Annotated in this window: 16 protein-coding genes and 1 pseudogene; 7 read left to right on the forward strand and 10 right to left on the reverse strand. The window is 58.6% G+C overall.

Annotation, left to right across the window (positions count from 1 at the left end):
- Positions 1 to 17: 17 nt before the first annotated feature.
- The 3 genes from QKW60_RS20615 to QKW60_RS20625 all read left to right on the forward strand — a co-directional run bounded on the left by QKW60_RS20615 (position 18) and on the right by QKW60_RS20625 (position 3971).
- A complete protein-coding gene (locus QKW60_RS20615) occupies positions 18 to 1382 on the forward strand; it encodes an MFS transporter (protein ID WP_282371556.1) in 1365 nt (454 codons plus the stop codon).
- Positions 1383 to 1512: 130 nt separating this feature from the next.
- Entirely contained in the window at positions 1513 to 3159 is a 1647-nt protein-coding gene (locus QKW60_RS20620) for a PEP-utilizing enzyme (RefSeq protein ID WP_282371557.1), read from the forward strand.
- On the forward strand, positions 3156 to 3971 hold the full coding sequence (locus tag QKW60_RS20625) for a PEP/pyruvate-binding domain-containing protein (protein ID WP_282371559.1): 816 nt from the start codon (positions 3156 to 3158) through the stop codon (positions 3969 to 3971). Before QKW60_RS20620 ends, QKW60_RS20625 begins: the two co-directional genes overlap by 4 nt.
- Positions 3972 to 4593: 622 nt before the next feature.
- On the opposite strand, the gene QKW60_RS20630 is transcribed toward QKW60_RS20625, so the two are convergent.
- From QKW60_RS20630 to QKW60_RS20655, 6 genes are all read right to left on the reverse strand, one after another.
- A complete protein-coding gene (locus QKW60_RS20630) occupies positions 4594 to 5619 on the reverse strand; it encodes a tyrosine-type recombinase/integrase (RefSeq protein ID WP_282371561.1) in 1026 nt (341 codons plus the stop codon).
- Between the two features lie 46 nt (positions 5620 to 5665).
- Positions 5666 to 6094, reverse strand: a complete 429-nt coding sequence (locus tag QKW60_RS20635) for a helix-turn-helix domain-containing protein (RefSeq protein ID WP_282371563.1) — start codon at positions 6092 to 6094, stop codon at positions 5666 to 5668.
- Positions 6094 to 6306 carry a MerR family transcriptional regulator gene (locus QKW60_RS20640; RefSeq protein WP_282371564.1) on the reverse strand — a complete coding sequence of 71 codons (213 nt, stop codon included), beginning with the start codon at positions 6304 to 6306 and terminating at the stop codon, positions 6094 to 6096. The genes QKW60_RS20635 and QKW60_RS20640 overlap by 1 nt, the downstream gene beginning before the upstream one ends.
- An 87-nt stretch (positions 6307 to 6393) precedes the next feature.
- Positions 6394 to 7221 (reverse strand): hypothetical protein, encoded by an 828-nt coding sequence (locus tag QKW60_RS20645; protein ID WP_282371565.1) that lies wholly within the window; start codon positions 7219 to 7221, stop codon positions 6394 to 6396.
- A gap of 105 nt (positions 7222 to 7326) precedes the next feature.
- Positions 7327 to 8532 carry a tyrosine-type recombinase/integrase gene (locus tag QKW60_RS20650; RefSeq protein ID WP_282371567.1) on the reverse strand — a complete coding sequence of 402 codons (1206 nt, stop codon included), beginning with the start codon at positions 8530 to 8532 and terminating at the stop codon, positions 7327 to 7329.
- Positions 8533 to 8749: 217 nt separating this feature from the next.
- Entirely contained in the window at positions 8750 to 9454 is a 705-nt protein-coding gene (locus QKW60_RS20655; RefSeq protein WP_282371569.1) for an IS6 family transposase, read from the reverse strand.
- Between the two features lie 67 nt (positions 9455 to 9521).
- On the opposite strand from QKW60_RS20655, the gene QKW60_RS20660 reads away from it, so the two are divergent.
- The 3 genes from QKW60_RS20660 (at position 9522) to QKW60_RS20670 (ending at position 12667) form a co-directional block, all read left to right on the forward strand.
- Positions 9522 to 9893 (forward strand): type 2 periplasmic-binding domain-containing protein, encoded by a 372-nt coding sequence (locus QKW60_RS20660; RefSeq protein ID WP_282371571.1) that lies wholly within the window; start codon positions 9522 to 9524, stop codon positions 9891 to 9893.
- A gap of 89 nt (positions 9894 to 9982) precedes the next feature.
- On the forward strand, positions 9983 to 11308 hold the full coding sequence (locus QKW60_RS20665; RefSeq protein ID WP_282371572.1) for a TRAP transporter small permease subunit: 1326 nt from the start codon (positions 9983 to 9985) through the stop codon (positions 11306 to 11308).
- A gap of 3 nt (positions 11309 to 11311) precedes the next feature.
- A complete protein-coding gene (locus QKW60_RS20670) occupies positions 11312 to 12667 on the forward strand; it encodes a TRAP transporter large permease (RefSeq protein WP_282371573.1) in 1356 nt (451 codons plus the stop codon).
- Between the two features lie 60 nt (positions 12668 to 12727).
- On the opposite strand, the pseudogene QKW60_RS20675 reads toward QKW60_RS20670, so the two are convergent.
- Both QKW60_RS20675 and QKW60_RS20680 read right to left on the reverse strand, forming a co-directional pair.
- Positions 12728 to 12949: pseudogene (locus QKW60_RS20675) on the reverse strand (DDE-type integrase/transposase/recombinase); the annotation flags it as partial.
- Positions 12950 to 13003: 54 nt separating this feature from the next.
- The gene (locus QKW60_RS20680) at positions 13004 to 13711 is read right to left on the reverse strand and encodes an IS6 family transposase (protein WP_282371574.1); all 708 of its coding nucleotides are present in this window, start codon (positions 13709 to 13711) and stop codon (positions 13004 to 13006) included.
- A 249-nt stretch (positions 13712 to 13960) separates the two neighbouring features.
- Between QKW60_RS20680 and QKW60_RS20685 the strand changes: the two genes are divergently transcribed.
- Positions 13961 to 17461: a phospholipase D family protein gene (locus QKW60_RS20685; protein WP_282371575.1), complete on the forward strand. Its 3501-nt coding sequence runs from the start codon at positions 13961 to 13963 to the stop codon at positions 17459 to 17461.
- Between the two features lie 191 nt (positions 17462 to 17652).
- On the opposite strand, the gene QKW60_RS20690 is transcribed toward QKW60_RS20685, so the two are convergent.
- Both QKW60_RS20690 and QKW60_RS20695 read right to left on the reverse strand, forming a co-directional pair.
- Positions 17653 to 23709 carry a DEAD/DEAH box helicase gene (locus QKW60_RS20690; RefSeq protein WP_282371576.1) on the reverse strand — a complete coding sequence of 2019 codons (6057 nt, stop codon included), beginning with the start codon at positions 23707 to 23709 and terminating at the stop codon, positions 17653 to 17655.
- The coding region (locus QKW60_RS20695) for a hypothetical protein (protein ID WP_282371577.1) at positions 23706 to 24529 on the reverse strand (824 nt) is incomplete at its 5' end. The genes QKW60_RS20690 and QKW60_RS20695, both read right to left, overlap by 4 nt.

The following is a 24529-nucleotide window of genomic DNA, read 5'->3' on the forward strand; positions in this document are numbered from 1 at the left end:
ATGACTAAGCAAGAACCATGCGAGGCGTGACGGTTGCAGCGTTGCTGCTCGCCTCGGCGCAGGCGCCGCTCGGGTCCACGCTCATCGCTGTGGCATTGCCGTCAATCGGTGATGGGATCGAAACGGATCTCGTCCTGGTTACAAGCTTGCTGGTCACTGGTTATCTGGTCGTCAACGTCGTCTGCCAAGGCCCTGCTGGCAAGATCAGTGATCTTGTCGGACACGCCCGGATCCTTTGGGCCGGGATTTCGCTTTATGTGATCGGCGCGGCGTGCGGTCTCGTTGCTCAGGACGTTGGTCTGCTTTTGATGTCGCGCATCACCATGGCGCTGGCGGGCGCGCTCGTGGTCCCTGCCACGCTCGCGCTGCTTCGCCTGCATGTTCCCGCAGAGTGTCGTGGCCGGGTGTTCGGTCTGTTTGGCGCGACGATGGGTCTTGCCGCAGCCGGCGGGCCCGCGCTGGGCGGCGAAATCGTTAACTTGCTTGGCTGGCGGGCGATATTTCTAGCCAATCTGCCATTCCTTGCCCTAGCTGCGATCCTGCTTAGAACCTTCCCCATACCTCAGCCTGTAACTTTCCGCCGCCATACCGCCGCCCAACTAGCCCGGTCGATCGACTTTGCTGGCGTTGGCCTTCTCGCACTCGCCCTGTCGCTTCTGATCCTTTCCAGCAAATCAGAGGGCTTCACTCTTGCAATCACGCTGATCGCGACCCTTGCCGCCGGAATCACCTTCATTGCCTGGGAGGCGAAAACCATCATTCCTGTATTCGATCCCCGGCTTTTCGCTCTCCCCGCCTTTGCGGCCGGAACAACCATTATCGCCCTTCAGAACTTTGCCATGTACGGGCTGTTATTCGAACTGCCTCAGTTCTTTTCCTTGTTTCGGCACGCTGCGCCGCGCGAGGTGGGATACATGCTCTTCGTCATGATGATCGGAATGGTCATTGCGGCTCCGATAGGCGGGCAGCTGACCGACCGGATCGGATCAAGGTTCGCGGCGCTTCTGGGCTTCATTCCGCTTTTCGTCGGTGTCCTGATGCTGTGGCGCCTTGCTTCGTTCACAGCCCCAGGAGATGCAGTCCATGCGCTTTTGTTGTTCGGAGTTGGCATGGGTCTGTCCAGTGCTCCGGCCCAATCCGCCGCAATGTCTGCGGTCAATCCTGAACGGGCTGGCATGGCCGCCGGCGCAAGTTCGACCATGCGCTACCTCGGCGGGATTGTCAGCATCCTTGTCCTCGGCGCCGTCCTTGGGAGCGACAGCACGGTCAGCTTCCTTCGCCATGACATCATGATCAGGTTGTTCACCGCCGCCGTACTGCTTTCGGTTCTCGCGGCTTTCAGATTGCCGGGAAAGCCCTCCGCCGCGGCCATTTCACGGTGACATTTCAATGCCACCAATCATGACCTGCATGGTGCCAAAAGCGATTTTGCGAGAATTGGGACATCTGGTAACGTAGCGCTGATCCGATATGGGAGTGGGTGACTCCCGTCGGATCACGGGGGACAACATCATGGCTATTGACGGCAACCTTGCCACGGCAGCATTCGAAGCGCCGGGTCCGGGCTCATGGGCGATCGACACCGTCCATGTGCCGCGCCCGTTCTCGCGGTTCCAGGCCGAGGTCCATCCGCCGAACCTCGCGGAAGGATTCCGCGACTGCGCGCGGCGCTACGGGTTACTGATCGATACACTGAGCTACCAATTTGTGAATGGCTTCGCCTATTCGGCGCCGGTGCCGGCACCGGCAGAAGAGATACCCGCCCGGTTCGAAGCTGCGTCGAAGGTCTTCCGGGACAAACTCTGGCGCGAAGATCTGGCGCTCTGGGATCACGAGGTGAAACCTGCTGCGATCAGGGCGCATAAAGACCTTCTGGCAATAGACCCCGAGATACTGTCCGGGGATGCGTTCGTCGCCTATCTCGACCGGTGCCGGGAGCACCTTAAGCGGATGGTCCGGCAGCACCACAGTTTCAATGCGGCGGCGATGATCCCGGTCGGCGACTTCATGGCGCATGTCGGCGCCTGGACCGGCCTGCCACTGGGCGAGTTCCTGGCGCTCACGCGCGGCTCCGCGCCGGAATCTGCGGGCTCGTTTCCAGAGCTCGACCGCCTCGTTGCGGCCATACGCCACCATCCCGAAGCGGGCAGGCTGCTTGCCTCGAAAACGCCGGACGCAGAGATCCTCGCGCAGCTCTGCCGCTTGCCGGGGGAAGTCGGCGAGGCCGCCTGCGCGTATCTCGGCATTGTCGCGCACCGGCTGCTCGACAGCCTCGATACAGGTGAACCATCGGCGATCGAAGTGCCAGAGGTGCTCGTTGCCGGTATTCGTCTCGGGGTCGAGCATGGTGCTCCGGCGGCCAAAACCGCGACCGAGGACGAAGTAGCCCGACTTCGCGACAAGGTTCCAACAGAGAACCGGGAGCTGTTCGACGAGTTGCTCGGAGAAGTTCGCGTGATGTCGAGGCTGCGCGACGAACGCGGCCTATATAGCGACGTATGGGCGGCAGGCATCATGCGCAGGGCGCTTCTCGTGGCCGGCGCAAGACTGGCCGCCGAGGGGAGGATCGCCGAACCAGCCCATCTTGTGGAGGCCGGTTACGAGGAGATTCGTTCTCTGGTTCGTGGAGAGGGTGGACCAAGCGCTGCCGAACTGGCCGATCGCTCCACCTACCGCAAGACGCATCGGACCGATCAGGCGCCGGCCGTGCTCGGCGACCCACCCTCGCCGCCGCCGCCGCTCGATGGCCTTCCGCCGGACGTCGTTCGACTGATGCAGGCGATGGGATCGGCGATCGCAGCACTCGGCGGCGGCCCGGCACCCGAGAGCGACGCCACGGTCATTCGCGGCACCGGCGCCAGTCCCGGCAGCTTTACCGGCACCGCCCGCGTCATCGATGGGCCAGTCGATTTTGGCCGGTTGCGGCGAGGTGACGTGCTGGTGACCGCTACGACCACCGAGTCCTTCAACATCGTGCTCCCGCTTCTCGGAGCTATTGTCACGAATGCGGGAGGATTGCTGTCACATGCCGCAATCGTTGGCCGCGAATACGGCATCCCGAGTGTGGTCGGCACCCGCGACGCGACTTCGCGGATTCCGGACGGCGCGCAGATCACGGTCGATGGCACGACCGGAGAAGTGCGGGTCAGTTCTTCGTGATCGCGGTTCCATTATCCGCCGCCGCCGATGCGCAGTTGTTTGGCGGCAAGGCAGCGCAGCTTGGCGCGGCGATCCGCGCCGGGCTGCCCGTTCCCGGCGGTTTCGGCCTCCACTACGATCTGGTCGAATCGATCGTCCGGAAAGAGGATGGAGCGTGTGCGGAAGTTGACAGGATCTGCAACGCGTTGCCCAATGCTCTCGCGGTCCGGTCCTCGGCGATTGGCGAAGACTCGGCCGCTGCCAGCTTTGCCGGGCAACATGCGACCCTGCTCAATGTCAAAGGTTATGACGCGACCATCGCGGCGGTCGAGGCGGTCTGGCAATCGGCGCGCACCGAGTCGGCAATGGCCTACCGCGCGCGCGTAGGCGCGGACATGGCGGTGCGCGTCGGCGTGGTGATCCAGCAACTGGTCGATGCGGATGTTGCCGGGGTACTCTTCACCCGCAATCCGGTGACCGGCGCGGATGAGCTTGTTATCGAGGCCGCCTGGGGGCTTGGCGAAGCGATCGTTCAGGGTCTAGTCATTCCGGATCGCTTCCGGATCGGGCGCGCTGGGGACGTTCTCGAACGGGTTGCGGGCTACAAGGACCTGGCCGTACGGCGGGATCCAAATGGGGCGACACGTCAGGAGAGGGTTGGACCGGACCTGGCCGAACGGCCTTGTCTGACGACGGCAGATCTCGATGCGTTGGCAGCCCTCACGGTGAAGTGCGACGAGATTTTCGGACCCGGCCCGCATGATATCGAATGGGCGCTCGCAGGTCAGACGCTGTATCTACTCCAGTTGCGGCCGATAACAAACCCTCTATGAACCTGATCGAGAGGAAGGCTTGAGCGATTACACCGAGTTGGTGCCTGGTGTCGCAGCGTTTATTCTGACAACGATTGGAACGACCGCCCCGGTAAGGACCGGCCAACTAATTCTCGCTGCAACGACGACACGCTCACCAACGGCCTTCTGATAACCCTGTTGCGAAGTAACAGAACCCGTCATTTGCCGAAACGGCCCCAATGACCATCTTGTCCGCATATTGTGAGTTCGGTCACCTCCAAATTTCGCATGCGCAGCGAACGGCAGGTATGCGGGCTGCGCCCGCAGAATCGTGACGGTATGACGAAGGTCGGCAAAGGGCCGAAAGCGACTCCGCAAAATTGGGCATTCCGGCACAGCCCGGTTCGATGGGCTCGGCCCTTACCTCGGTGGTGGCGCGTGCGACCTGGGCACCGATGCGGACGCGGGCTTCCGATCCAGAACGTTCAGGCTCCTAGTCCCTAAGTACGGCCAGGCAGCATCCGATTCCTTATTAGTGGAAAGTTCCGCGAAACGGCACAAACGACGCTGAAGTCCACGATAGAGCGACGGCTGACCCCGCTTTGGGATGAACTCGGCGATTGCCAATAGTTTTCACACAACCTCGGCCCATGCCAGACCATCAAGCCACACCCAGTGCTCGAAGCAGTTCCTTCTGTCGTTCCCGAGGTACCGGCATATATGCCGACACCATTGTTGCCAAATGCTCGTGGCCCAGGTTCTGAGACCAAGCCTTGCGTTCTTCCAGCGTCTTACAGACTTTGTCACCGTATAGTGCCAGCATCGTACGAAAGCTATGCGGCCCATACTCCCGCAAGCCCTCCTCCCGAAATGCCGATTTGATCGCCTCTCGCACGCGCTGTGCGTTGCTGTAGGGGTCGCGAGCCAGTCCCTGAGCGACAAATCCCTCTTTTCCCGGTGCGACGTCCTGTTTTGGAAAGAGGGCGTCGGCCGGGCCGTAGAGACGATCCCTGAGATATTTCACCCATACACCGAAGAAAGCCCTGTACATCGGATCGACCGGGAAGAACCAAGTTTCGATGGTCTTACTGTTCTTCGTCCGAACCTCGCGACCGTCCTGAAAAATCATGTCTTGCACCAGATCAACATGCTTCAAGCGTAGCGTCGCGAGCGCAGAGTCCCGCGCGCCGGTCAACATCAACAGCGCGAATATTGCTTTGTCGCGCCGCTCCACCTCGCTGCCCTCGGGCATATTTCGAAAGGCGTGGTCGCATTGTTCCATGGACGGATAGATCTTCGGGCGCTCCGCATGGGCCGCTCGGGCGTCTTTGGTCTTGTTGTTGAAATACTCGACGTCGGCATAACTAACCCGCGACTTGTAGCCCTTTTGGGACGCGAGCCAGTGAAAAAAGCCCTTGGTGTTGCGCAGCATCGCGTCGCGCGTTGCAAGTGACAGAGGCTGTCCGGTTTGTACATTGCGGCGCTTTTCAAGGTGACGCTTAAAGCGTTCGCACCAGTCTCGATGGAAAGCCTTGAAGGACTTGTAACCGGTTGCAGCATCGAATTCAGCGAGGGCCGCGTCCACCTTGTCTATGCTCTTTTCGTCACGGCCCATGGCGTTCGCCAAGTAGCGACGGTATTCGCGCTTCATGCGCTCGTTCTCTTCGTTGAATTTCCGGGCGGTCATGCTCTGCCTCCGTAGTTCTGTTTTCAGTATCGTTTGAGGGGTTCCATTAGTCGCTCCCATCGAAGCCGCCGCCGATCTCACAGAATGCGCGCCAAGTGGGCAGATCGCGGACACTGACGATACGGCTAAGGGTGCCTTCGCAGCATTCGCAGATGGCCACCAAGCGGCCATGAGATGGGCCGAGGGGGAGATAATCTGCGATGCCCAGCGCGGGCGGGTGGCATTCCTTGCAGCGAAAGCAGAAGAACTTGCCAATCGGCGTCGGGCGTTTGCGCCGATTCGCCTCGACATCCAAAAAGGCGCGCACATCGCGGCCAAGGATGAGGGTTGGCCGACGTGATGTAAGCGCGGGAAGCCCCCGGCGTAGCCAATTGCGCACGGTGGGCTCCGTTGCTCCGGTCACGTCTGACAGCTCTTCGACTGTATAACTCCGGTGGAGCTTGACCCGTCTGGAGCTGATCCGGCGACGACGCATCAGCCTTGCTCCGAGGAGTGGGGTTCAACGCGATGCGCCTCGGCCCAGGCGTTCAGGTCTGCGCCACGATAAACGATCTTGCGACCGAGCCGATAGAAGGCCGGGCCGATCTTCTTGTGTCGCCATTGCGCGAGCTTCTCCCGGTCTCCGATAAGATCTAACTCGGGATCACCAAGAACGTAATTGCGATTTTGCTCGAAGATGTTTGCCACGTTCCAATCTCCTTGGTTGGTTCATGGCGCCAGAAAACCCTGTTAGTTTACGCTTGAAAAAATCCGTCAGCACATGTGCAGAAAGGGCTACTCTCCGGCGGGCTTTTTATCGAGATCACGCGCCAATGTGCCCAGGATGCCGTCACCTAGACCCGGCAATGGTCCTGCCATCATCGCGCGTAACAGCGCATTACTGGCGGGTTTGAGGTCATCGTCAGTTAGCTGAGACACAGCCCACTCTGCGTAAGTCCGCTCGCTGGGTTTGATCTCAAGTAGCACGAAGACTTCGCGCAGTGCCCTTGTGTATGAGGTAGACGCCTCACCCGTAATACCAGACGTCCCATACGTAGGATACTGGCCAGTTTGTTCCGCAAACAGACGGGCTAAGCGCAAAGCGATTGCCCTAGCGTAGTGGTCAGGTGCCCGGTGGGGCAAATTCCAGAACTTGCTGTTCTGATCTTCCAACTCCTGCGCCCGGTCACGTAAAGCTGCTCTGAAGTCGACCAACGCCCACATGGTCGCCGTATAACCGCCAACGTCGCCAACATTTCTTCGAACTAAGTTCATGCTACTGTCGGGCTGCAAGCGGCGTGAATTCGATCGCATCTTGTGATTGATGATTGGACTGAGCCGGTCCATCATCTTGCCTCCGTCTTCGTCATCTTCCGTTGGTAGCAGAAGCGAAATCAAACGAGAGATGTTCTCAATTGCGCCAACTACCGCATCGTACTCCCGCTTAAAATCCGCTCGTGAATCGTGCTCGTTAGGCCTGGAAATCTCAAAGGGGTTGTCACCAGCAGCAAGAACAGTACGACCCCTTGGACTCTTCTTGCCGTGCGGGGCAAGCATCCGGTCCACAATATCATGCAACTGGTCGGTTAGGTCTGGCTTGTCGGTAGGGATGCCTGCACTCATAATGGTAGTATCGTGCTACCCTTCCTGTATTACAACCAGATTTGTTTCGCTTTTGTTCGACTTCGTATTCTTGCGGAAAGCCTCTTCAGGCGGGACCTTTATGGATTAAGATTTTGCTCTCGCTTCGAAATTAACCACGGCAGCTTCGCTGGCACTGACGAAATTTGACCACCTTTCCAGCAGCGAACGCCGCCGATCCAGCAGGTCCGAGCGCGCATAAGCGTTCTCCACCGCCGATCCGATTCGGTGCGCAAGGCACATTTCGGCGACCTCACGCGGGGCTTTCGCAAACTCCGCAGCCCAATCCCGGAAAGAGCTTCTGAGACCGTGTACCGTCGCGCCTTCGACTTTCATCCGGCGCAGCAGCATCAGCATCGACATGTTGGAAAGTGGCTTGTGCCGCTTCTGCCCTTCAAACACGAACTCGGAACCCAGCGCCTTGAGCGGTTCAAGGATCGCGAGCATTTCACCCGTCAACGGCACGCGATGCGTCTCTCCAGCCTTCATTCGGCTGGCCGGGACAGTCCAGAGCATTGCGTCGAAGTCGAACTCTTCCCAGCTCGCGCCCAGCGCCTCGCTCGTGCGGGACGCGGTCAGGCAGGTGAACATCAAGGCCTTTGCTGCCATTGCACCGCGTGATCTTAGATCGGCATAGAAGGCGGGCACGTCGCGCCAGTCCATGGCCGTGTGATGCTCAGCACGCGCCCTAATCTTTGGCAACACGCGGGCGTCCCGGATGCCGACCACGGGATTCTCACCGGTCCGAAAGCCCTTCGAGCGGGCGACATCGAGGACGGTCTTGATCCGTTGCGATACCCGGCGCGCCGTTTCGGGCTTCGTGGTCCAGATCGGCGTGAGGCACGATAGCACCTCTGGCTGTCCGATGTCCGAGACGGGCAAGCGTCCGATCAGCGGGAAGGCGTAGTCGGACAATGTGTTGATCCATTGCGCGCCGTGCTTTTCGTTCTTCCATGTCGGGAGCCGCTCAAGGTGAACTTGCCGGGCAACTTCTTCGAAAGTTGGAATTTCGCGCTTCGCATTGTAACGGGGGTTGAGCCCGGATCTTGCCAGCCTTCGGTATTCAAGCGCCTTCGCACGCGCCTCCTGAAGTGCCACGAATTTCGAGCCCCCGAGCCCGAAGTCTGTGCGTAATGGCCCACCTTGCCGGTTGCGCTGGCCCTTGACCACCACGCGAACCACCCAGCGCCTCGCCCCTGACGGATCCACAACAAGGTAGAGGCCATTGCCGTCGCCGTGCCGCCCTGGCCCAAGAGACTCGACCTTTGCTTTCGTCAGCTTACCCGAAATCATGTTGGCCCTCCGCTCCGTACCACATAACATACCACAAAGTGGACGAAAGTGAAGAAAATCGAAGAGAAGTGGGGCGTGCCAAGACTCGCAGTTTGACGCGTAAAATCCTTATAAAATAAGGATCAAGTCGAACTGTGCGCGAGTGAGGGAAAGTGTGGGCTGGCGGTGCTGCCAGACGAATTCGAACCAGTCTCAGCTTGGACAGTAGAGCTGTCCCTTATTGCGCGCAAAGACCGCGCCACTCGGCAAGAGCAGCGGCACGGTTGGTCTTGAAGAGGTGTCGACTGGAGAGGCAGCGTTCCTGGTTGAAATGGTTCGAGACGGAGGCGTGAACGGAAGCGAACTTCTGCAGTGTTCGCATCCGTCGGAAGCGGAGCATCGCCCGCTCCCGTCTTCGGAATGGCAGATGCGAATTCTCCGCTCGGTTATTCATCCACTGGCCGGTTTGCTGGCGATCGCGGATGCCGAGATCACCCAAGGCAACTCCATATGAGCGCAGACAGTCGGTGACGAATTCGTCGACTGAACCGTGTCTCCTCAGTGATTTCTTCAAGAATTTCAATGCTGCTTTCTTGTCTCGCTTCTTCGTTACAAAGCTCTCAAGAACCTCGCCTTCGTGATCGACAGCCCGCCATAGGTAATGGCGCTCGCCATTGATCTTCACGAACATCTCGTCCAAGTGCCACCTCCAGCGGCTTGAGCGCCGGCCCTCTACCCGACGTTTTCGGATCTCCGAGGCGAATATCGGCCCGAACCGATGCCACCAAAATCGGACCGTCTCATGGCAGATATCGATGCCCCGCTCGTGCAGAAGATCCTCGACATTCCGCAGCGAAAGCGGGAACCGGATATACATCATCACGGCTAGCCGGATGACTTCGGGGCTGGTCTTGAAGTAGCGGAAGGGCGAGCGTTTCGTCATCCGGAAACGCTACGTGACCGCCCTGCCCGCCTCAAGCTAAGTTCCTTTGACAGGACCTCCGGGCTTCATGTCGGTCTATCAGCCGGTCGACCTTATGGACATTACGGTTTCACAAACCGCGTGGGACGCACTGTCGCCGCAAATGCGTCAGTTCGTCGAGATGGAGACGCATGTCTACTCCGACATGCACCATGCCGCGATCCAGAAGGCCGACCAGGAAGCCTGGGGCAAGTTCGCAGCCGAAGGCACCGAGGTCACCCGCCTCAGCCAGGACGACGTGGAGCTCCTGACCGAGGTCGCCGTGCCGATCTGGTTCAACTACGCCAACCGCGACAAGGATGCGGCGCGCGTCTTCAAGATCCAGCTCGACTACATGATGTCCGGCTCGCTCGGATACGTGACGCCGGCACAGATCGAAGGCCTGACGCTGGACCTTTGAACCGGTCACGGACCTGACGACGGGCCCGTGCGGACGCTTCGCGCGGGCCCTCTCTGCCGAAAGGCGCGGCCAATCCCCGGGACTCCGCAATGCCAAACATCGACTTCACGCTGCCGCACTGGGCCTATTGGCTCGGGTTGATCCTTTTTCCGGTCGCCGGAATGATCCTGGCGCGACGGGCCCGGCCGGATCGGCCGGGATACAGTGCCCCGCTTGCCTATCTGATCCTCGTGACGGGCGGTATCCTTGGGCTTCACCGCTTCTATCTGAAAAGCCTTCTGGGGTTCGTCTACATACCCATCTTCCTCTGCGTTCTGTGGAGCAACGCGCAGGAGCGCGACGCCCGCGCCGCGATGTCGGACGCAACGAACCTCGTCAAGGTTGCCGAGCGCACACTGGAACGCGAACGGCCACGACTTGAGACCGCCGAAAACGATATCGAGAAGTTCCGTGCCGAGGCCGAGGCGGCCGAAACTGGCTCCTTCGCCAAGAAGAGCGCTGAGCGACGCCTGAAGCGTGCCGAGGATGGAATCGTTGTCGGTCGCGAACGTATCGCGACGGCCGAAGCCGATCTTGCCAAGGCGCAACCCATAGCTGAGGTCGCTCAGGCCGATCGGGCTTTCTGGGGCAATGCGGCGCGCTATGCGTTCTATGCCATTCTCGCACTGCTTGCGATCGATGCGCTTCTCGTTCCCGGCCTTGTCCGCAGGGCTAATGGCCTTGCGGCGCAGGAACCGGTTGAGGAAAGCATTATTGACGAGGAGATCGCCGAGAAAGCCGCGCAGATCGACCCGGACGCCCGCAAGGCAGATCATGAATGGGCAGAGAACTGGATCGACCGGTTGTCGCTCTTTGCCGGTGAATTCGTCAGCTACTGGGCAGTGATCGCAGTCTTTGTCTACTACTACGAGGTCATCAGCCGTTACGTCTTCAACTCGCCGACCAATTGGGCGCACGAGTCGATGTACCTGATGTTCGGCATGCAGTACCTGATTGCCGGTGCCTACGCGATGCTGACCGAAAGCCATGTGCGGGTAGATATCTTCCACGCGCCGCTGACCCGACCGAAGAAGGCCTGGGCCGATCTTGTGACGTCGGTTTTCTTCTTCATCTTCGCGGGTACGCTTCTCGTGACCTCCTACATCTTCGCGATGGATGCCATCGCCGTTCCGTCGGGCAACTCGGTCGTTTCCGACTGGGCGCGCGGCCAGATCGGCTTCGGCGAGATGCTGGGCGGCCTGTCATTGCGCGACTGGACCGATCCCGCGATCCGCTGGGGCGAAATCAGCTTCAACGAATGGGAAGTTCCGCTCTGGCCAATGAAATGGATGATGTTCGTCGGCGGCGTCCTGCTGGTCCTGCAGGGCGTGTCGAAAATCTCAAAAGACATTCGCGCGATCGCGAGAGGAGCCTGAAGCATGGGTCTTGATATCTCCATTGAGCTTCTGACGCTCATCATGTTCGGATCGCTGCTGGCGCTCCTGATGGCGGGGCTTCCGCTGGCCTTCGTGACCGGCGGTCTTGCCTGCGTCTTCCTGTTCGTTCTGGGCGACGCGCGGGCGTTGAACATCGTGCCAAGCCGTATCTTCCCGCTGATGACGAACTATCAGCTTTCCGCGATCCCGTTATTCATCTTCATGGCGGCGATGCTGGAAAGAGCCGGTATCATCAACGACATGTTCGACGTGATCTACAAGGTTCTCGGCGGCGTGAAAGGCGGGCTCGCCTCGGCCACGATCATTGCCTCGACGATCCTTGCTGCAATGGTCGGCGTGATCGGTGCGGCGGTGGTGACGATGGGCATCATTGCCCTGCCTGCAATGCTGAAGCGCGGCTACGACCCGAAGATCGCGATGGGATCGATCATGGCGGGCGGCACGCTCGGGATCCTGATCCCGCCCTCGATCCTCGCGATCATCTACGCGGTCGTCGCCGAACAGTCGGTGGGTGAGCTGTTCATCGGCGCGGTCATTCCGGGCCTGATGCTCTCGGGTCTCTACATCCTCTATGTAACCATCCGCTGCTATATCAATCCGGACCTCGGCCCGCCGATCCCGTTCGACGAGCGGGTGAGCACGCGCGAGAAATTCCAGCTTCTGGGCAAGATGTCGGCCCCGATCATGCTGATCGCGGTCGTTCTGGGCGTGATCTTCTCGGGCGTGGCAACGCCGGTGGAGGCGGCCGGCATCGGTACGTTCGGCGCGTTCATCGTTGCGGCCATTCACCGGCGGCTCGACTGGCCGACGATCCGCGAAGCCTCGATAACCACGCTGAAGGCCAGCGCCATGGTCATCTGGATCATGTTCGGCGCGACGATCTTCGTTGGTCTCTACGTTCTCGAAGGCGGCCAGCAATTCGTGCAGGAAACGATGCAGGGCGCAGGCCTTGGACCCTGGGGCATCCTGATCGTGATGCAGATCATCCTGATCATCCTCGGGATGTTCCTCGACTGGGTGGGCATTCTGCTGCTCTGCGTGCCGATATTCGTGCCGATCATCAAATCGCTCGGCGCGGCGGCCTTCGGCTTTGACAGCAATGACGATCTCGTCCTGTGGTTCGGCGTTCTCTACCTCGTCAACATGCAGATGAGCTTCCTGTCGCCGCCTTTCGGCTATGCGCTGTTCTACCTGCGCGGGGTGGCCCCGGACTCGATCCCGATGTCGGATATCTTCCGGTCAGCGATCCCGTTCCTGTTGCTTCAGGTTGTCGGGCTGATGGTCTGCATGCTGGTGCCCGAAGTCATAACGTGGCTGCCAGAACTGGTCTATCGATAGGCCAATTTGGAGCTGTCAGACGGATTCGAACTGGTCTCACCAAGGGCAGCAGGCTGTCCCTTATGCCGCGCCGAGTTGACGCCACTCGGCGAGAGCGGCGGCGCGGTTCTTCTTGAAGTTGGCTCTGGAGTAGAAGCTGCGCTCCGAATTGAAATGGTTGAAGACCGAGGCGTGGACGGCGACGAACATCTGCAGACTTCGCATCCGCCGAAAGCGTTGCATTGCCCGTTCGCGTCGTCGGAATGGCAAATGCGAATTCTCTGCTCGGTTGTTCAACCAGCGAGGTGCTGTCAGACCAATTCGAACTCGTCTCTACAAGGGCAGGATGGCTGCCCCTTATGCCGCGCCGAGTTGACGCCACTCGGCGAGAGCGGCGGCGCGGTTCTTCTTGAAATTTGCCCTCGTGTAGAAGCTGCGCTCCGAGTTGAAATGATTGAAGACCGAGGCGTGGACGGCGACGAACATCTGCAGACTTCGCAGTCGCCGAAAGCGTTGCATCGCCCGTTCTCGTCGTCGGAACGGCAGGTGCGAATTTTCAGCCCTGTTGTTCAGCCAGCGGCCTGTCTCATGCCGGTCCGCAGCTCCGACCTCCTTCAGCGCTGCGCCGTAGGATCGAAGCTTGTCTGTTACCAAAACGTGCGGCCGACCGTAGCGCTTCATTGATTTCCTTATGAATTTCAACGCGACTTTCTTGTCCCTCGTCTTCGTTACAAAGCTCTCCAGGACTTCGCCCTCGTGATCGATGGCGCGCCATAGGTAGTGGCGTTCGCCGCTGATCTTCACGAACATCTCGTCCAGGTGCCACTGCCACTGCGGACCCGAGCGCAGGCGCTCGGCGCGTTTCTTGCGGATCTCGGAAGCGAACATCGGGCCGAACCTGTTCCACCAGAACCGCACGGATTCATGGCTGATGTCGATCCCGCGCTCATGTAGCAGATCCTCGACATTTCTCAGCGACAGCGGGAAGCGAACGTACATCATGACTGCCAAGCGGATAATCTCGCGGCTCGTCTTGAAGTATTTGAAAGGGTCAGGTTTCGTCATCCCAAGTAGCTACTCAGACCCCTGCCCTGTCGCAAGCCAAGTTCTTCTGACATCACCGCTCGGAGCCCACCAGGTCGGGATTATCCACTCGACCATACCCGCGAGAATTCCCTCGTAACGAGCCGAAGCACTTGACCTTACGGAAAGGTGCTTCGGCTCATCAATCACAGCCCGAACTCACGAACTGTTCCGAATTCAATGGCTTGGAGGAATCGCCTGACAGGTTAGACTGCTGTCGAGGTAAACCGCATGACGCGCGAGAGAGCAGACAGTTTTATATCGAGATTCCTATTCCGTGGCGCCAAGGCGCCCGAGGAGCGAGCCGATACGCCCAGCACCGGGACGGTCCATTCGCAGGCCACCGTGCCCAGCTCAAGGGCACACTTGGACTGGGCCTCGAATGGCGAACGCTCCGTCCAGGACTTAATCGAGCGGGTTCTCAATGGGTCGAACGCTCTGGTCGTCACCGGATACCAGGACTTTCTTTCGGCGATGTCCATCATCCTTAGGGCGCGACCAAATATCTCGGACGAAGGACCTGAGACGATCCGAGTCCTCTTTGGCAGCAATACCGACACGCAAACCAGCATGGACGGTGCCGGACGCGCACTTTCGGACGAGGCCCGCGACTATTTTCTCGAGACGCGGGGGCTGTCACTCCGATCCCTCGACGAATTGCACGCCGTGCTGGCCTACGATGCCATTGCATCTGGTGCCATCTCACTTCGGATTTTCGATGCTGACCTGGCGCGCGAGCGGTTTGGCCGTGGCCATGCCATGCTCCACTCAAAGCTTTATGTCAGCGAGAGTGGAGCACTGGCCGGAAGCGCGAATTTCTCCTACGGCGGGCTGAGACGAAACCTGGAGTATGTCGACGACCTTCAACCCTTTCATGATCTCGCAAAGACGCGACGGCAGGTCGCCGAGAATTTCTGGACCCTCGGCACGGACTGGACGGATCAGGCCCTCGAGATCCTGCGCGCACTGCTTCGGCCAGTCAGCGCCGAGGAGGCGCTCGCCCGCACCGTCCACGAAATGATGTCGTTTAAGCCCTGGTGCGTCGGCGGAGATGGCGCAGCCGGTCGCCCGCCGCTGCCGTTTCAGAGAGACCTTGTCTACGAGGCCTCAGGCACGGCCTATGAGCACGGCTTCGCCTTCGTCGAAGCGCCGACCGGCGCGGGGAAGACTGACATCGGCAAGCACCTGGCCACCGTCCTACCGACGATGCACTCGAGCGTCGTCCTCAGACACGGCAACGAACGCCCAGACCAAACCCGAAATGGGGCACTGGGGATCATTCCGGCGAGCGTCTTCCGCAACTGGGACAAGAACAAACCGGCGAACCTCAATCTCATCAAGCACAGCCACCTCTCACGCAGCAAAGGCGAGGAGGCCGAAGAACTCGAGGATATCCACAGAGGCGTTCGATCATCAGCGTCCATGATCGTGGACGAGAGCCATCGGCTGAACTCGCGCTACCTCGCGCCGTCTCGGCGATCGCTCGTCTTCGAACAGAGTCCCGCCATCTTGACGTCGTGCCTGTCGGCAACCCTAATGGGGAACCAGGGGCTTGATGGACTTCTCGCGTTCCATGAACGGCGGGCATCGATCTATGTGCCCCCCGAGATCACGGCTCGGATCAACGACAACCTCAAGCGGGGTCGCGAGCGGTCCGCGGAACTTGGGCAACTCCAAGCGCTGAAGCAGAGCTTCGAGGATCGTCAACGCTCCGGCATGGCGGATCTGTTTCTGTCGGAAGCGGACCTTGAGCGACCGGTCAGGGAAGCCGAAGGTCGCCTGGCTTCCAAACGTCTCGATCCCCGTGAGATCCAGGCGGACATGGCAGATGCTTTGGCCCCCTACGTCGTGAGGCGACAACGCCACTGTGTCGGAGAATCCAAAATCCGCGGCCCAGGCATCTTCGCCTACCCTGAAATCGAAAGCATCAGGATCGATGTGGACCTGACAGCCACGCAGTCGGCAATCCTCGAAGAGATCAGGAAACTTGCCGAGAGCATCTCAACCGGCACGACCCTCGTCTCCGCCGATCCCAAACGCGCCGGTCACACGGAAGTCCGCTTCCACGACAAAGCGCGCATCCACATCCGTAATTTCCTCGCTGTCCTCAGGTCTTCGATCACGTTTGCCCGGGAGGACTGGGAGTACCGTCGAGCCGTCGATGCGGACCCGCGTGGTCGGACGTCGATCGGTGAGAGTCTTCGACGCTCCGAAAAAGAAAGTCGTGGCGGCAAAACGGAAACGATCCCCACGTTACCGCAGAGCGGCGAACTCCCCTTGGATAGGAGAACGGCCACGCCGATTTGCGATCGCATTGGAGAGCTACTCCAGAGGCCAGAGCTGGATGCGATCGACGAGCAACGCGCCGAACATATGGCGGAAATGCTCAATCAACATCGACAGGTGATCTTCCTTTCTGAGCGGATCGGCGTTCTCGAAGTCTACGCGCGCCTGCTCTCCTCTCGCAAAGGCCCCAAGCCGGACGTGATCCTCGTAGCCGCAAGCCACAAGCTCGGATCTGGAAGCGGTGTGACAGTCGCCAGGAATGGCGCTGAGGCCCAAGAATACCTCGCCCTCGATGGCAAGAAGGCAGTCGATGATCGACGGCGGGCGATGTTCATGACCTTTCAAATGGCGGAAGGCATCAATCTTCAGCGGGCGCGCGCTCTGGGCATCATTGGCGTGACGTCCGACATCAAGAGCATGCTGCAGGGTCTTGGACGGATCGACCGTATCGACAGTCCGCACGCCAAGATCACCTATACCACCTTCGACCTCCCTGGCCTGGTGCTGTCCTCTGACAAGAAAGGCAGGGACCGCATCGAGTCCATCGCTCTGCTTTCCGGGATCGGAGCTTCAGATCTCGCAGACGAGTATCTCGAGTTCTCGGCCGGCGACCTGACCGACATGATCCTGGAACAGCACAAGAAGCCGCGGCCACTTCGCCGCAACAACCTCTATGATCTAGTCGAAGACATGCGGCGCGAGCTGCCAAGCGATCTCCTGCAGACTATGGAGCGCATCAAGCCTCAAAGTCTTTGGGGCGCCGAGCTTTGTCTTCTGGCCGGCAAGTCACCAATGACCATCATTGCCCTTGGTGGGCGTTCACCATCGCTGGTCGAGTCGTCTTATTTGCCTCCCCGACTATTGGCCGTCCGCGAGATCGACGATCGCCACGAAATAATCCGGGATCAGCCGGAAGTGACAAGGCTGCTACGCGATGCCTACGGCGAGACCGTTAAGGCTGGAAAGCACCAAGATCGGCCGACAGATGCAGAGTTGAGTTCTGTGATCGAGGGCCTCCAGCCGACATTGGAAGGCCTCGCACACTGGGATATTCGTCCTGAGCGCACGGTTTCACTCTTGGAGTCCTTGGATAGGTTTCTCGCCTCGGGCCCTTCGAAGAACCAAGGCTACAACAGGTTCGGGCATCTGACGCTCCCATCGCTTGAAAAGCTGGCGGAGGCCTGGGCTCAGGAGCTCGATCCCCACTGGATCGAAGCTAAGAAGGACGTCAGCCAACGTAGCGAAAGAGAAAGAGAGATCCCAGATTATTTGGGGATCGATACCATTTTTGGATTCTTTGAGCAGCAACCATCGAAGACGCTCTCGGAAGTGCGCGTCCGAATGGAAGAGCTGCTCGATGCGGCGGAGCAAGCGTCACGGAACGCAAATAAGCAGATCTTGGATCGGATCGCCGTGATATTTCAGACAAAGCCAATGGTTAAGTAGTGAGAGTATTGATTTTGATAAGGGATAACTCTGCCGGACATACTAACTACCACGGCTCGCGTTCTGATGGCCAGGCAAGAGTTTACTAGTGCTCAATACGGGCATATTCAGTATATTTTCCGATGAAGGTAGTCCCCATTGACTCAGAATTACACGCAATCACCCAACGAAGCCGCACCATACCGCTGTCACTACACGACACTTGCTCCACTCCTGACAATCACAGTTCCATTTTGACCTTCTCGGATTGTCACACTCGCAGACAAATTCAACAAAGAGACAGCTTGCTCCGAAGGGCGGTCATCGAACCTGTGTCGCGGCTTGCCAACAACCTGCCAAGCGCCAAAGCCTTGATCAAAATTTATGATCAGCTCCCGCTCGTCCTCAAGAGAAAGCACCATTTGCCTTTCATGGGGCAGTTCTCTCTTTGGCTTTATTTTGACCGTTGCGCCCGGAAAAATATTGGAAATAACATCTGACCTCACACCATCGTCAGGAAAGGCATCGAAAACTGAGTAGGCATTTCTTGCACTTGGTCCCACGTGAGAGGACTCTATCAGTACTTTGACGCCATTTCTTCTAGTCCCAGGTATGGCACGAAAGACTTCCGCGAATAACCTCAAAGCGAGTGGCGTCAGCAAGTAGCGATCTCGGTAGGTAATAGATTTAACACCTGAGCTCTGTATCTTCGCGACAGTGAGAACATCACTTTGCCTCAAGAGCTGCCAAAAACCCGATCCAAATTCGGCCATGGGGCCATCTAGCTTGGATTTGATCTCGATGACTTTCGCGTTGCCACTCATTTGTTGAAGAAGCGATGTCGTGGAAAGGATTTGTGGGTCAGCAATACTAGGCGCGGGGCCCTTCAAGCAGAGCGATGTCTCTGCCAATCCCCAATACTCACCTGGGATCGACGACAGACTATCCGTCGCAGCGATCGCGATCTCTTCATCCGAGCTTGAAATACAGGCTATGATCGGCGTGCCGCCAATCGTTGGCAGGGTTTGCAAGTGCATGATGTCTGCGAAAGTCGAAAAGCGATGGAGGCAAAGCGCCTGGTTGAGATCGAACCCCCCGCCCAACAACGCTTTCGACTGTAGAACAATGCGCGGCCTAATCCCTTCTTGCGATGCCCGGACGAGCACCGGTTGAAGGGGCCAAGTATCCAGATCCCAGGCTTCGTTTTTGACATCACTGTGCAGGAATACCGTAAGTTCGGAGAGTTTCCTCGCCCGTCTTTGTCTTTCAATCCAGTCTGCAACTGGAAGTCCCACAACCGAAGTCTGAGGGCCGAATACCCGCAACTCATCAGGTAACCTGAGTTTCTGCATAACACTCCGCATGACCTCGAGGCCTGCTCGCCTGTCGAGCTTGTCGCCGATGAAATTGATATCGGGGCGCAAGACACAGGCAGGACAGCCATTGTCGCAGTCTGCCGAGCAATCGAGAATTATTGCCGCCTGCTGAAGGACATCGGAAAGCCAGTCAGCCTCCGCTAGTCTCGACGAGAGACCAGCTCCGCCGGCCGCGTGGTCGAATATAACCGCTGTTGCACGGGGATCATCTGACGGGCCGCGCGTGCGCGAACAGGCGACGCCGATCTCTCTAGATTCGGTGCCTAGTTTTCGGGCCAGCGCCTCTCGAAGTGCCGCGGCAACAGCGAGCGCCTCCCCCGACTTCGCACCTCGCGGGAGTTGCAGTTCGAACACGTCGGTCGATGCATCATGAATGAACCTGACATTGCGCTGAACCCGCCCCGCCGCAGGATCGCCGCCTGGGCATCTTCCCCCCTGCAGGTCGGCCTCTTGGACAGGCGCCAGAGGTTTATGACCCTTCATTGCAGTCGGCCAGGGATTACCCTCTTCTTCACCGGTTTCAGATTCTGCGCGTCCGCATGCAAGGCAAACGGCGTATCCAAACCCGTCTAGACCTGCTCCGAAGGTCAAAAGCCTGCCCGACGAATTCACGCGAATACGTCCGGCATCAGGATCGGGTAGCGAAACCCACGGTTCGCCCGAGGCCGAGACTTTCGGCATCTCAGACGGCACGAATCCGAGACTTTCGTAACCAGTATGTGGGCATTGACGGCCGATAAATCCCGATGGGCGAAGACTGCGAAACCAGTTCAGATTTGACGCTTCACATTCCGGGCAAGCTTCAGGAAAGCCGGTCTTGGACAAGCCGAATTCATTGCAGGTCGCACAGTGCCAATGAATGCCCAAATCTTCGATGCCAGACGCGTCGGTGGAGCTTCGCCAGGCTGGCAAGATGCCCTCTGACTTATGCACCAGACCATTGATGACGACTTCTGCGCCCGGGGCATATTCGCGGATCGCAATATCGAGCGTCCTACTTGCACCTCCAAGACGATCCAAGATTTCAGAGGTTGCCGTTTCGACGGGGCCGGTCTCGCCGGTGATATGGTCAAATGTGACGACATCAACCGGGAATCCATAAGCCGGGGTGAACCCGCGTTGCGAGAGAACACTCAGCAGAAACTGACCTGCCATTTTCTTCGCCTTCAGGTTTAACGACTTTGACGCTTCCGGATCATTGGAGAGGCTTGCCCTCGTCAGAATTTCTGCATGCTCTGCGCGCCACTGATTGAGCAATTCTTCGAAGGCGTTCGCGGCCTGTGCGGCGAGCTCTTCTACAGAGACCTGATCAAACACAGTTCCGCGTGTTAAGTTGCCCATGGCTTCCTTGGCCACATCTTCTGAGCTCCAAGCGCCGCGCAACGCGTCGAGGAAGACGTCGGCCGGCGCATCGGGTTCCACCGGATTGTCCGGATCCTCAGTCGCTCCAAAGAAGTCGCCGACGGTAGATCTCACATTGATGCCCGCCATACGATCCCTTAGGAAACCGGCAAGCAAGGCCGCATTCACGTGTCTTCCCACAACGATTGGGCTGTCCAAGCGAACCGCCGGCGCCGCGATGGGCGCCTCAAGTAGACGCTTGGGATTTTCGAAGGTAATTCGATCTAGTGGCAGATCCCTGCAGAACGTCGCAGCGAATGCCCATGGCTCTCCGCGCCGACCCGCTCGACCAACGCGCTGCCGGTAATTAGAAATTGAGGGCGGTACGTTTGAATTCACGACCAGCTGAACGTTGGGAATATCGACCCCCATTTCCATCGTTGTCGAGCAGTTGAGCAGATTGATCTTCCCCTCTTTGAACTCATCCTCAAACTCCGACAGCAATTGCCGTGGGATTTGTGCCGAGTGCTCCTGAGCGCGATAGAAGGGCGCGTAATATGATACTCGGTCATGCAAGTCGGTCCAAAGCGCACGTTCGCGCAGTGACCGAACAGTCTCGTCGCCAACTGTCCATTCTCGAAGTTGCGCGCGCACTTCAGGGGTGACGCCTCCTGCGTTGGCCTCTGGGATCCTTGGCATGACAACCGGCGTCATTTCACGCGCCGGATCGTATGGGGAAACCTGCTTGCCCGGCGCATAACCGAACAGTCGCCGCGTCACAGGGCACAGCCACGCTGTCTCAACGCGCGTTAAGGCCGCGCGCTCAAAATCAAGCCGCCAGGCTCCTGCGCCCGTATCTCGCGCAGCCGTTGACTTGATGAGCGACCAGAGCGCATCCAGGACCTCTCGTGCACGGTCAATATCCGCAGCATTCGTCCAATCACCGCCGATTGTGCCGTAAACCAGTCTTTGGAAGCGGGACCCTTGCGCCGAACGCGGTTCCGGATCTGGCCAGAAATAAGGGCTTTTCTCTGCAACTCCTAATTCACGAGCCTCAGGACTAAAGACTGATCGCCGGCCAGGCTGCCGCGGGTTAATCCATCGGGCGAACTCGTCGCTCTCGACGTTTGCGGCAAAGTTGTCCCGGAACACGAAGTCGATTGCAGCGAGGGCCAAACCAGTCCACCCCTCCGCTGTTACCCCCACCTCTTGCAACGCTGCGGGAATATTGGACCGGCAACGGTTCTCCAGTTCGGGGAAGGCCAGTCGAGCTAGTCCCATCGTCTCAATGCTGTTTTGAACGCGCGGCCTGCGGAACAGCTCCCGAAACAGGAACATTTCCGCAAGTTTGGATGGTTCATCCGCCATTTGTGATCCACCGAAACGTCTGGGACGCCAAACTTCCGCAGCGAAGTTCCTTAATTCAGACTGATCGGAGAAACGCTTGATGAGGTTGCGCCAGGCAACTGGTTTCGCCTGATCCGAAAGCTGGCCTTTGAGATCTGCAATTTCGTCGGCAAAGTCGTCTGGCTCGGGTAGCGCCAGATATTTTGCGAGCTTCTTTTCCAGTTGTGCTCTTGCCTCTGGATCGAGGTCGCCGCCCTCTTGCACCGCGTGGTAGAGAAAGGCGCGGGTCAGGTTCCGCTCGGATTCTTGCTGCAGTTTTGCCGCCAGCTGGGCAACGCCTTTCCTGCTGTCCGAGAAGGTAATTGCCCTGCGTCCACCCATCGGAACTCCCGATGTTTGAAGGGGTGGCGCGAGTGACTCAGCCAGTTCAGGCAGCGAATTCGCCATGAGGAACGGCGGTCCGAAGCGGAAGGGCATCAGCCTGGCGTTTTGGCTGTTCGCGCAGCAACCGCGGTCCGTTGGACTATCGAACAGACGAAGTTGCACGCTCAGTTTGTTGTCCGGGGCAGCGTTGTCAAACACCTCTCCTTCCGGCACAGACACATAGCTGGCGCCAAGGTCTGGCGAGGCGGCCAGCCAAACGCGATCCGTAATGGTTTCTTCGGCCTCATCCTGTTCAGGCTCAACATCGACGGCGTAGTCATCGATTTCCGTCTGATGAAACGGAATGAGCCGTAGGTCACCACCGCTCTGCTCAATGCCTGCAATCAAATGCGGGGTACCGCAGTCTGAACAGGCGAGCGCCTCAAATACCGGCGCACCGCAGGTGCAGTGATCCTTTTGAAAGAGATGGATGGCCCCAAAGTCCCAGTTGGCCTCTTGCTGATTGAGTTCCGCATCCTTGTCTGGGCAATTCGGGTCAATGCAGGCCCATATTCCACCTTGTGCGCGGTGAAACAGATGCGAGCGCCACGGGAGCAGCTTCTCACCTTCAGGGTTTTCTGCTTTGGCAGCCGAGAACAAGACGGACTGTGCTACTTCTGTTTGGTCGAGGCCCAGCGTCCCTTTAATTTCGCTGAAGGTTTGGCCTCCCAAGAGCATCTTCTTCTTCAGATCGTGAATTCTCGGATGCGGCGCCAGCATGCTCCAAAGTTCAGATGGCGGGGCCGCCTGAAGAGCAGCTAGATCAAATGGCACATCCGCACCTGGGCTGGGCAACTCCGCATCGATCGCCTCTCCCTCAATCACGCGCGTTCGATCCTCAGGGATCCCGGCAAGATCAGAGACAAAGCTGGCGAGCTTTTCTTTGGTGTCCTCGCCCTCGCTGATGGTCGCAGACGTGGCCATCAATCTCACGTCCTCTGGTTTCACACCAAATGCTGCGCGAACTCGCCTAAGAAGCAGCGCCATTTCCGCAGCCTGAGAGCCAACGTAGCTGTGCGCTTCATCGAGAACGATCCAACGCAAGAGGCCCTGGGACTGCTTCAGGATCGGCTGATCGGCAAAGCGCATCAGCATGTATTCGAGCATCGTGACATTGGTCACGAGAATGGACGGTGGCGTTGACCGGATGTTTTTTCTGTCCCCAATCTCCGCCGGCGCAAGCTTGACCTGGTCAACTTTCCTTGCCGTCTCTGGCGTCAGTCCGTTGTAGAGGGCGAAAGTTACTCGATCCTTCAGCGGTGCTGTCCACGCGGCAAGTCGCTCTCGCTGGCTCTCGATGAGCGCGTTCAGCGGATAGACGACGATGGCCCGAATGCCCTTCAACCTCCCGGGGACATCTTCGCGCAAGAGGTCATCGATCATCGGCACCATGAAGCACTCAGTCTTGCCCGAGCCTGTGCCGGAACTGACCAGGCAAGACAGACCCTCTTTCGCCGCTTTCCAGGCCTGCAGCTGGTGCTGATAGGGGCTCCACTCCCGCTTAATGCGTTCCGCTGAGGCCCCATCCAAGGCATCAACAAGACGCGCGTCGAGCAGGTTGCCAGACAGGTCATCGAAAGTCTGCTCCGCCGGCTTCCAGGCGCGGGAAATCTCAAATATTGGATCGGCAATCAGAGAATCCACCTGTCCCGGTTTCTCAGACAGGCGTCGTAGGAGAGCCGCATTTAATCCCTTTGAAGCAATCCGCCGCATAGCGACCATCGCTGTGGCTTCGCGGTTCGAGAGTGACTCGAGTATTTGGTTCAGGTTAGGATCTGTCATGAGCCAGCGGTTTCCTTAAAGTACGCCATTGCCAGTGGCAGAGCTGTGTCGAAATAGTCGGGATCGATAAGTCGCAAGTTAATCAGCGACAGAATTTCTGGTGTTTTGAGAGGCTGTCTCAAACCAAGGGATGCCTCGGCTACCGCAATCGGAGCATCAATCAATTTCTGCGCATGTTGATTGAAGCTTAACCCTTCGATTTGGACTGACGTGCGAATATTAGCGAGACCAGATGGAACCCAATCGAAACGCCGCACCGCCTCGTGTGCAACTTCAATAAGTCGTGCCCGCGCGTTGCCTCTGATAGACGCGCCCAGTCTTGCAGCAAGTTCCGGATCAGCGATCAAGCGAATTCGATCTGTTTGAACCAGTGCCATCGCCAGGTGGCCCGAAAGGTCCGGACGAAGGCATGCAATCTCATTCACCCGACGAGCAAGAGCACGGTCTACCTCCTCTTCGAGCTCACCTTCCTCGAAGACAGTTCTCAACTGAGTTCGCCTAAACTCACAGAAATGATCCATCGCAGTTTGAAAACATTCCAGAAGTATCGCTGGCCAGTAAATTGGAGCTGCCGTTTCAAGGCCAATGACAAGGGGCAGGTCTGAGGAGCCGACCCTTAAGGCGAGCGACAAGGCGGCTTCCGGAACTTTGGGCAACGCCTGCACTTGATCGAGAACGCCTGCGTCTCCTGCGTCCGCAGCATACTGTATGAGTTGCCAGTTGCGCCGCCAATTTGGGTTGTCTGAGGTGCCCCTAGATTTGTAGACGCTTTGCCCCCTAACTTTGAGGCGAGGAGGCCGAGATGGGGACAAGCAACTAC

Origin of the sequence: Albidovulum aestuarii (assembly GCF_029961185.1) — a bacterium.
Taxonomy (GTDB): domain Bacteria; phylum Pseudomonadota; class Alphaproteobacteria; order Rhodobacterales; family Rhodobacteraceae; genus Albidovulum; species Albidovulum aestuarii.

Bases quoted from the DNA above. Each gene is read 5' to 3' on its own strand.
- QKW60_RS20635 (WP_282371563.1), bottom strand. From the start codon at position 6,094: ATGCGTCGTCGCCGGATCAGCTCCAGACGGGTCAAGCTCCACCGGAGT.
- QKW60_RS20680 (WP_282371574.1), bottom strand. From the start codon at position 13,711: ATGACGAAACCTGACCCTTTCAAATACTTCAAGACGAGCCGCGAGATT.
- QKW60_RS20615 (WP_282371556.1), top strand. From the start codon at position 18: ATGCGAGGCGTGACGGTTGCAGCGTTGCTGCTCGCCTCGGCGCAGGCG.
- QKW60_RS20665 (WP_282371572.1), top strand. From the start codon at position 9,983: ATGCCAAACATCGACTTCACGCTGCCGCACTGGGCCTATTGGCTCGGG.
- QKW60_RS20620 (WP_282371557.1), top strand. From the start codon at position 1,513: ATGGCTATTGACGGCAACCTTGCCACGGCAGCATTCGAAGCGCCGGGT.
- QKW60_RS20660 (WP_282371571.1), top strand. From the start codon at position 9,522: ATGTCGGTCTATCAGCCGGTCGACCTTATGGACATTACGGTTTCACAA.
- QKW60_RS20645 (WP_282371565.1), bottom strand. From the start codon at position 7,221: ATGAGTGCAGGCATCCCTACCGACAAGCCAGACCTAACCGACCAGTTG.
- QKW60_RS20650 (WP_282371567.1), bottom strand. From the start codon at position 8,532: ATGATTTCGGGTAAGCTGACGAAAGCAAAGGTCGAGTCTCTTGGGCCA.
- QKW60_RS20630 (WP_282371561.1), bottom strand. From the start codon at position 5,619: ATGACCGCCCGGAAATTCAACGAAGAGAACGAGCGCATGAAGCGCGAA.
- QKW60_RS20670 (WP_282371573.1), top strand. From the start codon at position 11,312: ATGGGTCTTGATATCTCCATTGAGCTTCTGACGCTCATCATGTTCGGA.
- QKW60_RS20690 (WP_282371576.1), bottom strand. From the start codon at position 23,709: ATGACAGATCCTAACCTGAACCAAATACTCGAGTCACTCTCGAACCGC.
- QKW60_RS20655 (WP_282371569.1), bottom strand. From the start codon at position 9,454: ATGACGAAACGCTCGCCCTTCCGCTACTTCAAGACCAGCCCCGAAGTC.
- QKW60_RS20685 (WP_282371575.1), top strand. From the start codon at position 13,961: ATGACGCGCGAGAGAGCAGACAGTTTTATATCGAGATTCCTATTCCGT.